Origin of the sequence: Streptomyces sp. NPDC058637 (genome assembly GCF_042717325.1) — a bacterium.
Lineage (GTDB): Bacteria > Actinomycetota > Actinomycetes > Streptomycetales > Streptomycetaceae > Streptomyces.
In genome coordinates this window covers 183,112-196,106 of the sequence record NZ_JBHXRD010000007.1, presented here as the reverse complement: position 1 = coordinate 196,106, position 12,995 = coordinate 183,112, and the positions used below count along the sequence as shown (strand labels likewise).

General features: G+C 69.7%; 19 protein-coding genes and 3 pseudogenes. 10 read left to right on the top strand and 12 right to left on the bottom strand.

Annotation, left to right across the window (positions count from 1 at the left end; genetic code table 11):
- Positions 1-220: 220 nt before the first annotated feature.
- Positions 221-856 carry a type III effector protein gene (locus ACFWVP_RS09570; protein ID WP_384495064.1) on the bottom strand — a complete coding sequence of 212 codons (636 nt, stop codon included), beginning with the start codon at positions 854-856 and terminating at the stop codon, positions 221-223.
- 131 nt (positions 857-987) lie between these two features.
- Here ACFWVP_RS09570 and ACFWVP_RS09565 point away from each other — a divergent pair, with 131 nt between their 5' ends.
- The 3 genes from ACFWVP_RS09565 (at position 988) to ACFWVP_RS09555 (ending at position 2,453) form a co-directional block, all read left to right on the top strand.
- Positions 988-1,422, top strand: coding sequence for an Hsp20/alpha crystallin family protein (locus ACFWVP_RS09565; RefSeq protein ID WP_384495062.1), 435 nt, complete (start codon positions 988-990; stop codon positions 1,420-1,422).
- A gap of 86 nt (positions 1,423-1,508) precedes the next feature.
- Positions 1,509-1,904 (top strand): DUF2267 domain-containing protein, encoded by a 396-nt coding sequence (locus ACFWVP_RS09560; protein ID WP_384495060.1) that lies wholly within the window; start codon positions 1,509-1,511, stop codon positions 1,902-1,904.
- 168 nt (positions 1,905-2,072) lie between these two features.
- Positions 2,073-2,453, top strand: a complete 381-nt coding sequence (locus ACFWVP_RS09555; protein ID WP_384495059.1) for a DUF2267 domain-containing protein — start codon at positions 2,073-2,075, stop codon at positions 2,451-2,453.
- A gap of 250 nt (positions 2,454-2,703) precedes the next feature.
- Here ACFWVP_RS09555 and ACFWVP_RS09550 read toward each other — a convergent pair whose 3' ends face one another.
- The 11 genes and pseudogenes from ACFWVP_RS09550 to ACFWVP_RS09500 all read right to left on the bottom strand — a co-directional run bounded on the left by ACFWVP_RS09550 (position 2,704) and on the right by ACFWVP_RS09500 (position 7,380).
- The gene (locus ACFWVP_RS09550) at positions 2,704-2,871 is read right to left on the bottom strand and encodes a hypothetical protein (RefSeq protein WP_384495058.1); all 168 of its coding nucleotides are present in this window, start codon (positions 2,869-2,871) and stop codon (positions 2,704-2,706) included.
- Between the two features lie 303 nt (positions 2,872-3,174).
- Complete coding sequence (locus ACFWVP_RS09545) at positions 3,175-3,687, bottom strand: hypothetical protein (protein ID WP_384495057.1); 513 nt, start codon at positions 3,685-3,687, stop codon at positions 3,175-3,177.
- 136 nt (positions 3,688-3,823) lie between these two features.
- A complete protein-coding gene (locus tag ACFWVP_RS09540; protein WP_384495055.1) occupies positions 3,824-4,123 on the bottom strand; it encodes a hypothetical protein in 300 nt (99 codons plus the stop codon).
- Between the two features lie 78 nt (positions 4,124-4,201).
- Positions 4,202-4,468, bottom strand: a complete 267-nt coding sequence (locus ACFWVP_RS09535) for a DUF4235 domain-containing protein (protein WP_384495053.1) — start codon at positions 4,466-4,468, stop codon at positions 4,202-4,204.
- Positions 4,465-4,932 carry a DUF3618 domain-containing protein gene (locus tag ACFWVP_RS09530; protein WP_384495052.1) on the bottom strand — a complete coding sequence of 156 codons (468 nt, stop codon included), beginning with the start codon at positions 4,930-4,932 and terminating at the stop codon, positions 4,465-4,467. The genes ACFWVP_RS09535 and ACFWVP_RS09530 overlap by 4 nt, the downstream gene beginning before the upstream one ends.
- Positions 4,929-5,348 (bottom strand): phage holin family protein, encoded by a 420-nt coding sequence (locus tag ACFWVP_RS09525; protein ID WP_384495050.1) that lies wholly within the window; start codon positions 5,346-5,348, stop codon positions 4,929-4,931. The genes ACFWVP_RS09530 and ACFWVP_RS09525 overlap by 4 nt, the downstream gene beginning before the upstream one ends.
- A complete protein-coding gene (locus ACFWVP_RS09520) occupies positions 5,345-5,503 on the bottom strand; it encodes a YegP family protein (RefSeq protein WP_384495048.1) in 159 nt (52 codons plus the stop codon). The genes ACFWVP_RS09525 and ACFWVP_RS09520 overlap by 4 nt, the downstream gene beginning before the upstream one ends.
- 86 nt (positions 5,504-5,589) lie before the next feature.
- The gene (locus tag ACFWVP_RS09515; protein WP_384495047.1) at positions 5,590-6,138 is read right to left on the bottom strand and encodes a phosphatase PAP2 family protein; all 549 of its coding nucleotides are present in this window, start codon (positions 6,136-6,138) and stop codon (positions 5,590-5,592) included.
- Between the two features lie 40 nt (positions 6,139-6,178).
- Positions 6,179-6,394 (bottom strand): annotated as a pseudogene (locus ACFWVP_RS09510) (YhjD/YihY/BrkB family envelope integrity protein); the annotation flags it as partial.
- Between the two features lie 3 nt (positions 6,395-6,397).
- A pseudogene (locus tag ACFWVP_RS09505) lies at positions 6,398-6,781 on the bottom strand (helix-turn-helix domain-containing protein); the annotation flags it as partial.
- Complete coding sequence (locus tag ACFWVP_RS09500) at positions 6,778-7,380, bottom strand: RBBP9/YdeN family alpha/beta hydrolase (RefSeq protein ID WP_384495045.1); 603 nt, start codon at positions 7,378-7,380, stop codon at positions 6,778-6,780. The pseudogene ACFWVP_RS09505 and the gene ACFWVP_RS09500, both read right to left, overlap by 4 nt.
- Positions 7,381-7,435: 55 nt before the next feature.
- On the opposite strand from ACFWVP_RS09500, the gene ACFWVP_RS09495 reads away from it, so the two are divergent.
- The 7 genes and pseudogenes from ACFWVP_RS09495 to ACFWVP_RS09465 all read left to right on the top strand — a co-directional run bounded on the left by ACFWVP_RS09495 (position 7,436) and on the right by ACFWVP_RS09465 (position 12,967).
- Positions 7,436-7,786 (top strand): MerR family transcriptional regulator, encoded by a 351-nt coding sequence (locus ACFWVP_RS09495; RefSeq protein WP_384495044.1) that lies wholly within the window; start codon positions 7,436-7,438, stop codon positions 7,784-7,786.
- Positions 7,787-7,869: 83 nt separating this feature from the next.
- Positions 7,870-8,681: pseudogene (locus tag ACFWVP_RS09490) on the top strand (transposase).
- Positions 8,682-8,727: 46 nt separating this feature from the next.
- Positions 8,728-9,300 carry a S1 RNA-binding domain-containing protein gene (locus ACFWVP_RS09485; RefSeq protein WP_384495043.1) on the top strand — a complete coding sequence of 191 codons (573 nt, stop codon included), beginning with the start codon at positions 8,728-8,730 and terminating at the stop codon, positions 9,298-9,300.
- A gap of 262 nt (positions 9,301-9,562) precedes the next feature.
- Positions 9,563-9,697 carry a hypothetical protein gene (locus ACFWVP_RS09480; protein WP_384495041.1) on the top strand — a complete coding sequence of 45 codons (135 nt, stop codon included), beginning with the start codon at positions 9,563-9,565 and terminating at the stop codon, positions 9,695-9,697.
- A gap of 505 nt (positions 9,698-10,202) precedes the next feature.
- On the top strand, positions 10,203-11,486 hold the full coding sequence (locus tag ACFWVP_RS09475; RefSeq protein WP_384495039.1) for an alpha/beta fold hydrolase: 1,284 nt from the start codon (positions 10,203-10,205) through the stop codon (positions 11,484-11,486).
- 13 nt (positions 11,487-11,499) lie between these two features.
- Positions 11,500-12,153: an MBL fold metallo-hydrolase gene (locus tag ACFWVP_RS09470; RefSeq protein WP_384495038.1), complete on the top strand. Its 654-nt coding sequence runs from the start codon at positions 11,500-11,502 to the stop codon at positions 12,151-12,153.
- A gap of 34 nt (positions 12,154-12,187) precedes the next feature.
- Positions 12,188-12,967: an exodeoxyribonuclease III gene (locus ACFWVP_RS09465; protein ID WP_384495037.1), complete on the top strand. Its 780-nt coding sequence runs from the start codon at positions 12,188-12,190 to the stop codon at positions 12,965-12,967.
- Positions 12,968-12,995: the final 28 nt, after the last annotated feature.

Sequence of the window (12,995 nt, the reverse complement as noted above, 5' to 3'; positions counted from 1 at the left end):
GAAGGACGACGCCACCGTGCTCTTCCTGGAATGGCACGGCGATCGGGCCGCACGCTCGGGTGCCCCCGGAGAGTTGCACTCCCATCCCGACTGAGCCCGGCACCTTCACCAGGTCGCGTACCGCCGGGCGGCGGTCGGTGGGCGGCCCGCAAGGAACCACGGCCCTGAGTCCGGCGCGGCTGCCTGGTCGGGCGGTAGCCGTATGCGTGGCGCAGCGGCGTTACCCGTTGGCCTGGCGGAGCCGGTCGGTGTGGTGGCTGATCGTGTCGACGCGGGCGGCGAGATCGGGGTGGCCCGCCCGCAGGTACTTGTGGCTATGGAGTAGGGGGTCGAGGAGGCGGGCGGCGTCGTTGTCGGCGAGGGCGTCGGTGAGGTGGGTGCGAGCGCCGGTGGGCAGGTCGGTGAGGGCGGTGATCTGGCCGGCCAGCTGGCGCAGGCCGGCTGCGTTGACTCGGGCCCAGGCGGCGATGGTGCGGTCGGCGGCGCGGCGGTCGCGGGTGGCCTGGACGCGCTGTTCGCCGGTGCTCCCGGGGGTTCCGGGGCGCACGCGCAGGTAGCGGCGTTCGGCGGCCTGCCGGCTGGCCACGCCGAGGGGGTGAGCAAGGTCGGCCCAGCTGGTACCGGCCGCACGGGCCGCTTCGATCAGCCCCGCCTCCCAGCCGGCGAGCTGCTCGCGCAGTTCACGCAGCAGCAGCAGGGCGGCCAGTGCCTGCTCGGGACTGGCCTGCCCGTCTTCTTCGGGGCGCCGCCCCGCCTGGGGGGTCCGGGCAGTGCGGAGGGCTTTGTCGACCGCGTTGAGGGCCGTGGCCGCGGCGAAGAACGAGGCGGGGTCACTGGAGTGATCGGACGTGGTCATGGGTCGCCTTCCCGCTGATGTCACCCTCACGGCGACTTTCCTTCTTGTCATCACTTGGATGACATGTTACAACGGATGTCAGATGAAGCGCATTGGCAGGTACTGCCCGAACCTTGTGGAGGTGTTTCGCGATGTTGATGCGCACCGACCCGTTCCGCGAACTCGACCGGATCGCCCAGCAGCTGACCGGCACGACGGGGACCTGGTCCAGGCCCTCGGCGATGGCGATGGACGCCTACCGCGAGGGCGAGGAATACGTCATCGCCCTCGACCTTCCCGGCGTCACCAAGGACGCGATCGACATCGACGTCGAGCGGAACATGCTGACCGTCAGGGCCGAGCGCCGGCCGGAAACCAAGGCCGATGACGTGCAGATGGAGCTCTCCGAGCGGCCGCTGGGCGCCTTCTCCCGCCAGGTCGTACTGGCCGACACCCTGGACACGGAACGCATCAGGGCCGACTACGACGCCGGGGTCCTGACCCTGCGGATCCCGATCGCCGAGCGCGCCAAGCCCCGCAAGATCACCATTGGCGGAGAGCCCGCGCACAAGGAGATCAGCGGCTGACCCACTCCTCTGCCGCACCGGTCGCGGAGGACGGGAAAGTGATCTCCCCGTCCCGTCCTCCGCGCGCACAGCATCAGGAGGCAGCGATGGCCCTGCGATGGGAAGCGTTCCTCGAGCAGGTCCAGGAACGCGGCGAGTACGGCACACCCCAGGAAGCCGAACAGGCGGCACGCACCGTTCTGGCCCTGCTGGGCGCGCATCTCGTCGGTGAGGTCCGGGCCGAACTGGCCGCCCGGCTCCCGGAGACTTTCGCTCTGATCCTGCTCAACCCCTTGCAAGCGACCGAACCTCTCTCACCACAACGGTTCCTACGGGCCACCGCGGCGTGGATCGAGGGAGCCACCGAACAGACAGCGACCTGGGACGTCAGCGCGGTCCTGAGCGTGGTGGCCGACGCCACCGGTGAGGAACTCACCCATCGCATCCTGCTCCAGCTCCCGCCCGGCTACGACCTCCTCTTCGGCCGCCCCCAGCCCACCTGAGCCCCACCATTACCGCTCGAAACCGACAGCGCCGGCGTCTGCGGGATCCGTTCGGACGCGCCGCCAAAGCCTTCACCACGAGAAACACGAGAAAGGCGACATCCACCGATGCCTCCCCTGCCCCTGCCCGCACAAGTCCAGGCCGCGCCCGGCATGACGTTCGATCAGATGCTGGAAAGAATCCGCTACGACGGCGCATACCCGACCCGCGAGCATGCCGAGGAGGTCACCCGCTCTGTGCTGGCAGCTCTGGGCCGTCAGCTCACCGGCGACGAACGCGTTGCCCTCGCAGCCCGCCTCCCCGCCGAAGCCGCCCGCATCTTCGCCGCGCAGATCCCCGCCACCGAACCGCTCACCGGCTGGGGCATGGTCAAGGACCTTGCCACCCGCACCGGCGGCGCCCCCGGCACCGTGCGCTGGGACACCGGAACCGTCCTCGCCGCCATCGCCCGCCTCGCCGGCCCTCACCTCATCGACCGCATCATCGCCAAGCTCCCGCCCGGCTACGCACTCCTGTTCGGCCGCGCCGAACTCATCCAAGCCGCGTAACCCGACCGAACGCCCAGAGGCTCCGTCGAGGACCGCTGCGGTACCGGGCACCAGCCACCCGCCCCGGGCCCTGGCACCCTGCCACACCGGCGGCAGGGCTCCCCGGCCGTGGTACGGGCCGGGGGAGGCTGCGCCGGCCCGGGCTGCCACGCCACGAAAGGTCCACGAAAGGTCCCGCTCTGCCCTATCCGGCAGAGCGGGACCTTTCCGCGTTCCGGCTCCCGAAGAGTTCCGCCCGTACTACCTGTCTTCAACGGCTGTTGGCTGCGCCGGCCGGGCACGCGCTGCTGGGCGGGGCGTCCGAGACGGTGATGGCGACGATCACCGCAGTGGCGGGCGGGGCGATCCTGGCGATGATCGCGGACACGATGATCCCCGAGGCGTGCAGCAGGGTGCACCTTTTGACGGGCCTGGTCACCGTGGCCGGCTTCTTGTCGGCGTTCGCCCTGGGCTCAGCTGTGAGAAGTGGAGCGCGGCAGGCAGGGCGCCGCTCCGGCCTCGGGCTCCCCAGCACGCCGGTGTCGGACTGAGACACTGGGTTGGTCGAACCCCGACTGGGCCGGAACACGGCGTATCTCCTTGAGGAGCTGCTGGCTGTCGCGCACGCCAGTCACTGTAGGAGATCCGACGTTCGTGTGCCGAAGGTCGCTTCTGAAAGCAGGGCCCTTGCCACGGGGGGTGTTTTTCACCTGACGCTGTGACTGCTGAGCGGGTCGCGGGCTCAGCGGTCGGCGATTATCGGGCCCGAGTAAGACGGTGTCTGGTGGGCGTGGGGACAGGGCGCGGCAGAGGTGGTCGTGGGAATCCGCATGCGGCGCAGGAGATCTTGGGTGGTGCGCTTGCGCAGGGTGCTGCGCCAGGCGAGTCCCGGGTGGCGGGAGCGCAGGTGGGAGAGCGCGCGGGTGCCCAGGCCGGTGCTGCGGAAGCGCTCGTCGATGACGACGGCGGTGATGACGCCCTGTGCGCAGTTGGTGCAGAGCCGGTAGTGGACCTGGCCGACGACCTGGCGGATGTGGATGAGGAGGAGGCATTCCTCGCCGGGCCCGGACGTGTCTGGGATGTGCGTGGACAGGAAGTCGATGGCCCGGTAGGCGAGCATGCGGCGGCGCAGACGGCCAGTGAGCCGACTGCGGCGTGCGTGCTTGGCGCCGGTGTGACCGGTCGGCGCTGTCTGGGCTGTGGGAGCCGGGCCGAACAGACTGCTGCTGGTGGGACGCGCATGTTGTCCGTGCATGACCTCTCGTGTGCCCAGACGGCCCACGGATACCCGCCCCGGTGCGCATCGCCCCGCTCTTGGGGCGCACCCGGGTCGGGTCAGGGAATCGGTGGCATCGCTTGTGCGGCGCGATGACGGGCGGTGAGGTGGGGTCTCACCGGTGTCGGTGTTCGCTGTCGCGGCGGGGGTAGAGGGATGTGAGCTTGTTCCAGTACTGCTCGAGGTAGGCGTCGGTTTCCCGCAGTGCCGGGTCCAGGAACGCGGCGTGCAGCTCGGCCACGCGGTCGTCGGCAGTTTCGGCGGGGGCGGGTTCGGGCGGTGTGCGGCGCCAGGGTGTTCTGGCGGCGCCGGCGCCGTGTGCGTCTTGGACCGCGCGGGTGGCCCACCATCGGGCGAGCAGCACGGCGGTGGTGAGAGCGGCGGCGATGGCGTGCAGCCCGTGGTGCGCGGCCACGACGTTCCTCCCATGTTTTCGTGCGATGGGGTGGGGTGGCGCCGACCCCGGGGCTGGGCGGCGCCACCCCTTTTCGAATCAGCCTGGCCAGGTACCGGTCAAGCGCCGGACGGTGGTCGCTCCGGCCCGGTCCACAGCGGCCTTGACCATGGCGAAGATCGCTCCCTGCAGGGCCGCGGCGACCAGGACCTCCTGCCAGGTGCGGTGCTCGTCTGTGGCATCGGGTGCATCGTCGTCATGGCTGATCATCTTCCACGCCTGCTTGAATGCCGCGCCTGCGATCATGCCGCTCGCCGCGCCGAGCGCCAGTCCGACCGGCCGGTAGGCGATCTTGGATGTCTTCACCGGCGCCTCCGGCTGCGGCGCAGCAGCACGAAGAAGGCGAGCGCGGCGACCGCGGCGAGCAGCGGGGTGCGGTTGGCCCGTGCCAAGGTGGCGGCTTGGCCGGCCTTCTCGCGGACCGGGTCCGGGGTCTTCTCCGCGGCGAGCTGGCCGGCCTGGGCCGCGGTGTCGCGTACCTGGGCCGCGGCGTGGGCGGCCTTGTCCAGGACGGCATCGGGGGTCTTGTCCTTGACCAGCTGAGCTGCCTGCGCTGCCTTGTCCCGGAGCTGGTCGGTGACCACGGCCGCCTTCTGGGCGGCCTGGTCCTTGATCTCGGCCGCCTTCTCCTTCGTCTGGGCCTTGACGTCGGCCTTGGCCGCCAGCGCCTCGACGGTCTGTCCGAGTTCTTCGCGGGTGTGCTCGACCTGCTCGCGCAGCTCCTCGGGAGTGGGTGCGGCTTCCTTGTCGCCCTGTGAAGGGGTGTTCATCGGTGTGATGCCTCCTTGATCTCAGCCACGTCGGCCTTGACGCTGTCGATGGCCTGCACCGGTGCGGGGGTGCCGGCCCTGGAGATCTGCTTCTTCCCGGCAGCGGCCATCCCCGCGGCGACCGCTGCCAGCAGGGCGGCGATGATCAAGGCGGAAGCCCAGACCGGCAGGAGCAGGGCGAGTGCCGCGATCACGGCGCCGACCAGGGCCTGCGCGGCCAGGAAGCCGACCAGGCCGGCGCCGCCGAACAGGCCGCCGCCCATCCCGAAGCGTTTGCCCTTCTGGGTCATCTCCGCCCGCGCCAGCTGCATCTCCTCGCGGACCAGTTCGGAGATCTGCTGCGACGCCCGCGAGACGAGGTCACCCACCGATTCCTCGGTACTGCCGCGGTCCGGGTGCCGTCCAACGACGCTCATGGAATCCATACCCCTTCATCCGAGTCGATGCCCCCCAGGCAGGCGCGGTGGCTTTCGTAGTGCTCGCCGGTCGCGATGACCTGCCCGTTGGTTGCGATCAGAACGAAGTGATAGCCCTTGCCCGGCTGGTGCCGGACCTCGAAACGCGCTGCCATGGCAGAGCCCTCCCTCTTCGGAATGTGCACGCTCCTGTCGCAGCGCGCTTACCCCGCAACCTTCTGGTCACCGCAGCGACTTGTGGTCATCTCATGTGGCGGACAACGAGGCGAGGCGTCGCCCGGACCAGGGCGGCTGCGGCCAGGCCGACGGCGGCGCCGGCGGCAACGTCGGAGGGGTAGTGCGCGCCGCTGTGGACCCGCTCGATCGCCACCAGCCCCATCGGTACGGCGCACACGGCACCGGCCCACGGCCAGGAGGGCGCGACGGCCGCGGTGAAGGCGACGGCGGCGGCGGTGTGGCCGGAGGGGAAGGAAGAGCTGTCGGGCCGGTCCTCGACATCGTCGTGCGGGACCCACTCCTTGGGCGGTCGGCGCCGCTCGACGAGCTGTTTGGCGACCCCGTTGGACAGCAGCTCCGCCATCGCCATGGCGGTGACCCCGGCGGCGGCCGCTTTGCGGCCCTGCCAGCCCCCGCCCGTCGCCATGATCACGGCGGCGGCCCACCACAGCTTCGTGTGCTGGGCCGCTTCTTCCACCGGCGGCAGCAACTGGCGGGCCCAGGCGGAGTCCCATGCGGCCATCCGTTTGGTCAGCCGGTGATCACCGCTGCGCAGGGACGCCAAGATTTCCATGCTCCGCCGCCTGCCCGCCCGCGGCCGCGCCAAACGCGCCTCACTCCAGCCGACGGCGGTCTTCACCACTCCACTTCCGCGTGTCGCGCGGTTCGACGGAGGGCTCCTCGTCTTCGGGGTGCCCACCGGCGATGGCACGTTGGCGGACCCTCACGGCGTCGAACTCCAAGCCGAGGAGGATAGCCAGGTTCGTGATCCACAGCCAGACCAGGAAGATGATGACGCCGGCGAGGGTGCCGTACGTCTTGTTGTACGAGCCGCTGCTCTCGCCGTTGGGGTCGATGAACTTTCGCCAGTTGAGCCCAAGTTCGGCGAGGTGCCGAGTGACGGTGCGCCGGGAGATCTCGGTCCCTTCAGATGCCAGCTCATGGGTGATTCGAGCGGCAGACCACTTGTTCTCGCGTCGCAGGTTCTCAATCCGGCTGGCCACGTCTGCCGGAATCGCAGAGGGTTTGTGCTGTGGTGGTGAGGAGCGGTCCAGCAGACCAAGATCGCCGTGCCGGCGGTAGCGGTGCATCCACTTCGATGCGGTCGCCCGCGCGATGCCCATCTCCGCGGCGACGTGAGCGATCGGGCGTGACTCGCAGCGCTCCACAAGTCGACGTCGCCCCTCGGGAGAGAGCGGCGCGTTGCGGTGTGTCATCTCGTTCTCGTCAGATCTCCGTCGGTCCTTCGGGACGATGCGATCGCCGCGACGGCCACGGGGAGCGATGTCACACCGTCGGACGCGAGGAAGTGGCCGGCTCCGGGAATGACGTGGGTTGATGCCCCCAGGAGATCGGCAAGGCGGTCGGTGTGGCTCGGTGGTACGTAAGGGTCCGCGTCCGACCGGATCAGGGTGAGTCTGTCGACGTGGTTGCGGATTCCGGCCAGATCCAGCGGCTTGCCGATGTGAGAGTCCAGCATCGGAAGGGTCGGCAGCGCGTCGACGAATCCTGAGACGAGCACGAGCGCACCAAGACGCCACGGACCCGCCAGGGAGCAGAGATGACGGAGGGCTGTGATGCAGCCGAGGCTGTGCGCCACCAGGGCCGAGCCCTCATCCGGCGTACCGACGCTGGCTGCCACCGCTGCCAGCCAGCGATCAGGGTCAGGCGCCTCGGATTCCGGAAGGGCAGGAACGGTCGTAGGAATGCCACGGGTGTCGAGCTGCGCGGCCAGCCATCCGAACCAATGGTCCTCAGGTGTTGCGGCGTAGCCGTGGATGATCGTGGCCCGCTGCCGGGTTGTCTTCAGTGTCATGGTGCTGGACGGTAAGGCTTCACGCCAGCGTGAAGGTCAAATCACAGGAGGACCCGTGCGTATCAGCCGACTCGCCGCGCTGACCGGGGTGACAGCGCGAGCGCTGCGCCACTATGAGGACTGCATGCTCCTGGTCCCCGAGCGCGACCGTAACGGCTACAGGGCCTACACCGATTCCGACATCGCGCGTGTGGCCCAGATCAAGACGATGATCGCCGCAGGCCTCGGAACCGAAACCATCCGCCGTTACCTCGATTGCGCTCGTTCGGGCGAGCACGGCGTGTCCCTCGAGATGTGCCCCGACCTTCGGGCCGAGCTGGATTTCCTGGCGCGACGCCTTGACGCCAAGGAAGCCTCGCTCAGGGAGACGCGGCAGCGACTTTCGGAACTCGCCTCCGCTCGCTAGTGCTCTGACCGCATAGGTCCGCCGGGTTGGCAGTCGTGGCGGTTGGATGTGCGGTGACGTCCGCACCGACCGCTGGAGGTGCGGTGGCCGAGCCTGTCCGTGTGCGCGGACTGACTGACCAGAGGGGGCAGAAGCTGCGGCAGATCGTGCGTCGGGGCAGCACCAGTTCGGTGCGCTATCGGCGGGCGATGACGCTGCCGGCCTCGGCCGGCGGGAACCGGGTGCCGGTGATCGCCCTCCTGGTCCAGCCCGATGAGGACACCGTGCGCGATGTGATCCACCGGTTCAACGAGATCGGCCTGGCCGCTTGGACCCTCATCGGGCGGGAGGCCGTCCCCGCCAACTCGACCCTGACGACGAGGACTTCGTCATCCAGACGGCCACCACCCGCCCCACCGAGCTCGGCCAGCCCTTCACTCGCTGGTCACTGCGCAAGCTCGTCGCCTACCTGCGGAAAGTCCATGGCCGGGTGATCCGCATCGGCCGCGAGACGTTACGCAGTCTGCTCGCCCGCCGCGGTGTCACCTTCCAGCGCACCAGCCCGCGCCGCCAGGCAAGACGGCGCACCGATCCACGTCCTCCTGGACAGCCTGTCCGCCCGTAAGGGCGCTGGCATTCGGTGCTGGGCGAGGAAACACAAGGTCGAGCTGTGCTTCACCCCGACCTAGCCTCGTGGGCGAATCCGGTCGAGGCGCACCTCGGGCCGCTGAGGCATCGCCAACTCGAACCACCCCACCACACCGTGCATACCCGGGCCCTGCACACCTACCTGCGCTGGCGTAGTGCCAACGCCCGCCACCGCGACGTCCTGGCCGCCGAACGCAAGGAACGTGCCCACATCCGCAGCGAGAAAGACGTCCGCTGGGGCGGACTTCCCCTCAAGACCGCAGCGTGACCGCACTTCCCGCCGAGTGCGCAGCTCCTTGTGAAAGGCTGGGAGCATGATGGGTGATCCGTCCGAGAACCCAGAACTCTGGGCGTTCCCAGAATCTCTGCACCGCGGCGAGATCCTTTCCGGCACCGTCACAGCGATCGAACGGTTCGGCGTGTTCGTGGCACTGGACGATGGACCCGACCACCCGGTCTTCCCCGGCGTCGGGTTCATCACGATCCCCGAACTGTCCTGGCGGCGCATCGAAGCGGCCTTCGACGTTGTGCAGGTCGGACAGCACGTCTCAGCCGAGTTCCTTCAGTTCGACACATGGAACCTGGAGGCCAGACTGTCCTTGCGGGCGACACAGCCGGACCCCTTCCAAACATTCGCCGACCGCACTGCGGTGGGGCAAGAACTGCACGGACGGGTCACCAAGCTGGTCCCGTTCGGCGTCTTCGTTCAGGTCACCGACGGGATCGAGGGATTGCTCCACCTGCGAGAGCTCACATCGACGCCCGTGGCAAGTACGTCAGATGTCGTCCAGGCCGGCGACGACTTCACGGTCGTCGTCACGGAGATCGACCGGGAGCGACGCAGGCTGCTCCTCTCTCCACGACAAGGCTCATCCGACCACCGGTGACTCCTCTACGCTCCCGCGACGGCTTCTCGGGCGAGCGTTCCTGAGCGTCTGAGCGCCCGCTCGGGGCAAAGGAAGCACCGCTCCAACCCGGTGAACCTATGCGGTCAGAGCATTGGACCGAGCCCAGAAACGGCTCTGCGGGAGCGCCTGGCCACGGTCCGCACCCCGCATGAGTTCGGGGAGCAACTCCGGGCATTGTGTTCCTTCCGGCAAGGCCTTCCGGGACGCACGGTCCCGCCTGGAAGCCAGCCACCCCAAGCTCATGTCCTCCTATCATCACAGGGCGCTCGAATGGAGCGCTGTCTCCCTGGGCGTCGTTGTGATCTCCACCCTTGCCACCACGTACACGGCTGCGGTCGAGGCCGACCCCGGCCCCTCCGTCCTTCTCCTCCTGTGAGCCGCGGTAGCCGGGCTCATCGTCAGCGCCGCCGTCTGGGCTGCCGGGGTCTTCATCTCCCGGGGCGCGGATCCAATCGTGATTTGCCGCCGGGAAACGGTGGCGGGCGTGGACTCGGGGAGGCAGGGCGGCCAGGTACCAGCAGGCAAGGACAGTCCGTCGTCCGGAGGACCGCCGCGAGAGGCAGGGGCGCCGCTGAGCCCGTCATCCGGCGGGGCTGGGCGCTCCTGGCTCGGCCAAGCACCGCGGTGCCGGGGCCTGGGGCGGTGGTGGGGCCGGCGTCCAGGAATTCGGCGGTAAGGGCGGAGGGCTGGTCGCGGGGGATCTGGTCCCCGGCGGCCCTTCGGGCGTCCGGTCACGGTCGGGGGCATCCGTGCACACCGAGAGGCCCGGACTCGATCGACGGTGCCGTGGCAGTGCTCGCCAAGTCGAGCCGCGGGTGCATCGAGCCAGCCGGCTTCCCCCGGTCGTGTGAGATTTCGTGAGACGTGAGAGGGTTTTCCGGGTGACCGAGACACCACCGAACACCCTGCAGTACCGCTTTGACGGGCCAGAAGACGCTCCGGTCCTGGTGATCGGGCCGTCCCTGGGTACCACATGGCACATGTGGGATCGCCAGATACCCGGGCTCTCCCAGCACTGGCGGATCTTCCGGTACGACCTGCCCGGGCACGGCGGAGCCCCCGCGCACCCGGCCGCCGCCGTCAGCGATCTCGCCGACCGTCTGCTCGACACGCTGGACAGTGTCGGCGTCCACCGCTTCGCCTACGCGGGCTGTTCCGTCGGCGGCGCCGTGGGCGCCGATCTCGCGCTGCGCCACCCGCACCGGGTCGCCTCGCTCGCGCTGGTGGCGGCCTCGCCCCGCTTCGGCACCGCCGACGAGTTCCGGCAGCGCGGGGTGATCGTCCGCAGCAACGGCCTGGAACCCATCGCCCGCACCTCCCCGGAACGCTGGTTCACCCCCGGCTTCGCCGCGGCCCAGCCGGCCATCGTCGAGTGGGCCGTACAGATGGTGCGTACGACGGACCCCGGCTGCTACATCGCCGCCTGCGAGGCCCTGGCCGCCTTCGACATCCGTACGGAACTCTCCCGGATCGGCGTCCCGACCCTCGTCCTGGTCGGTGCCGAGGACAAGGTCACCGGTCCCGCCGAGGCCCGTACGCTCGTCGCCGGCATCCCGGACGCCCGGCTCGCGCTCGTACCCGGAGCCTCCCACCTCGCTCCCGTCGAACAGCCGGGTGCCGTCACCGACCTGCTCCTGATGCACTTCTCCACGGGCTGGCAGGACACCACGGGCTCGATTCCGGTGCCGCCGGCCCCGGGGGGCGGCACTGCCTCCTTCGTGCCCGTCGTGCCGAGGGGCGAGATCGCCGCCGCCGTCCCGCCGGAGGTGGTCCCCACCGACCGCGGCGACCGGTACGACAGCGGGATGAAGGTCCGGCGCGAAGTGCTGGGCAACGCCCACGTGGACGCCGCGACGGCAGGGTCCGACGACTTCACCGACGACTTCCAGGAGCTCGTCACCCGCTACGCCTGGGGCGAGATCTGGACCAGGGAAGGCCTCGACCGCAGGACACGCAGCTGCGTCACCCTCACCGCGGTCGTCAGTTCCGGACATCTGGGCAGCCTCGCCCAGCACGTCAGGGCCGCGCTGCGCAACGGGCTCACCCCCGCCGAGATCAAGGAGGTGCTGCTGCAGACGGCCGTCTACTGCGGCATCCCCGCGGCGAGTGCCGCGTTCGGCATCGCGCAGTCCGTAATCCAGGAGGAGACCACTCCGCCCGCATAGCAGGATGGCGGGTATGAACACACCGATCGGCACGCTCACGCTCACGAAGAAGGCACACTCCTGCATCCGGCTGGAGCGCGACGGGCGGTCGCTCGTCATCGACCCGGGCGGATTCTCCGAGGAGGACGCCGCGGTCGGTGCCGACGCGATCCTCGTGACGCACGAACACCCGGACCACTTCGACGAGGCGCGGCTGCGCGCCGGCCTGGAATCCAATCCGGCCGCGCAGGTGTGGACCCTGCGGAGTGTGGCCGAGAAGCTGTCCGCGGCGTTCCCCGGGCGCGTCCACACGGTCGGCCACGGCGACACCTTCGCCGCCGCCGGGTTCGACGTACAGGTGCACGGCGAACTGCACGCGGTGATCCACCCGGACATCCCGCGGATCACCAACATCGGGTTCCTGGTGGACGGTTCGGTCTTCCACCCGGGTGACGCGCTCACCGTGCCCGACCGTACGGTCGACACGCTGCTGCTGCCCGTGATGGCCCCCTGGAACAAGATCTCCGAGGTCATCGACTACGTGCGCGAGGTCAAGCCGCGACGGGCGATCGACGTCCACGACGCGCTGCTCACCGACCTCGCCCGCCCGATCTACGACCGTCAGATCGGCGCCCTGGGCGGAACGGACCACGGCAGGCTGACCCCGGGCGACGCGACCCGTCTCTGACCCGGCTGTCAGTGGGAGCCGCTAGGTTTGACGCATGCGCATCGCCACGTGGAACGTCAACTCGATCACCGCCCGGCTCCCGAGGCTGCTGGCCTGGCTGGAGAGCACCGGCACGGACGTGCTGTGCATCCAGGAGACCAAATGCACACTGGAGCAGTTTCCCGCCGAGGCGCTGCGTGAGGCGGGCTACGAGTCCGCGGTCAACGCCACGGGCCGGTGGAACGGCGTCGCGCTGCTCTCCCGCGTCGGCCTCGCGGACGTCGTGACGGGCCTGCCCGACGGCCCGGACTACGAGGGCGTGCAGGAACCGAGGGCGATCTCGGCGACCTGCGGGCCGGTCCGCGTCTGGTCGGTCTACGTCCCCAACGGCCGCGAGGTGGCGCACGACCACTACGCCTACAAGCTGCGGTGGTTCGAGGCACTGCGGAAGGCCGTGGCCGCGGACGCCGCGGGCCCGCTGCCCTTCGCGGTGCTGGGCGACTTCAACGTCGCGCCCACCGACGAGGACGTCTGGGACCCGGCACTCTTCGAGGGGGCCACGCACGTCACACCCGCCGAGCGTGCGGCCCTCGCCACCCTGCGCGCGGAAGGGCTGTCGGACGTCATGCCGCGCCCGCTCAAGTACGACCGCCCGTACACCTTCTGGGACTACCGCGAGCTGCGCTTCCCGAAGAACAGGGGCATGCGCATCGACCTGGTCTACGGCAACGCCCCGTTCACGGCCGCGGTCAAGGACAGTTACGTCGACCGCGAGGAGCGCAAGGGCAAGGGCGCGTCCGACCACGCCCCGGTGGTCGTGGACCTCGATCTCTGAGGCCCGCCCCACGGGGCTCCCGGGACTT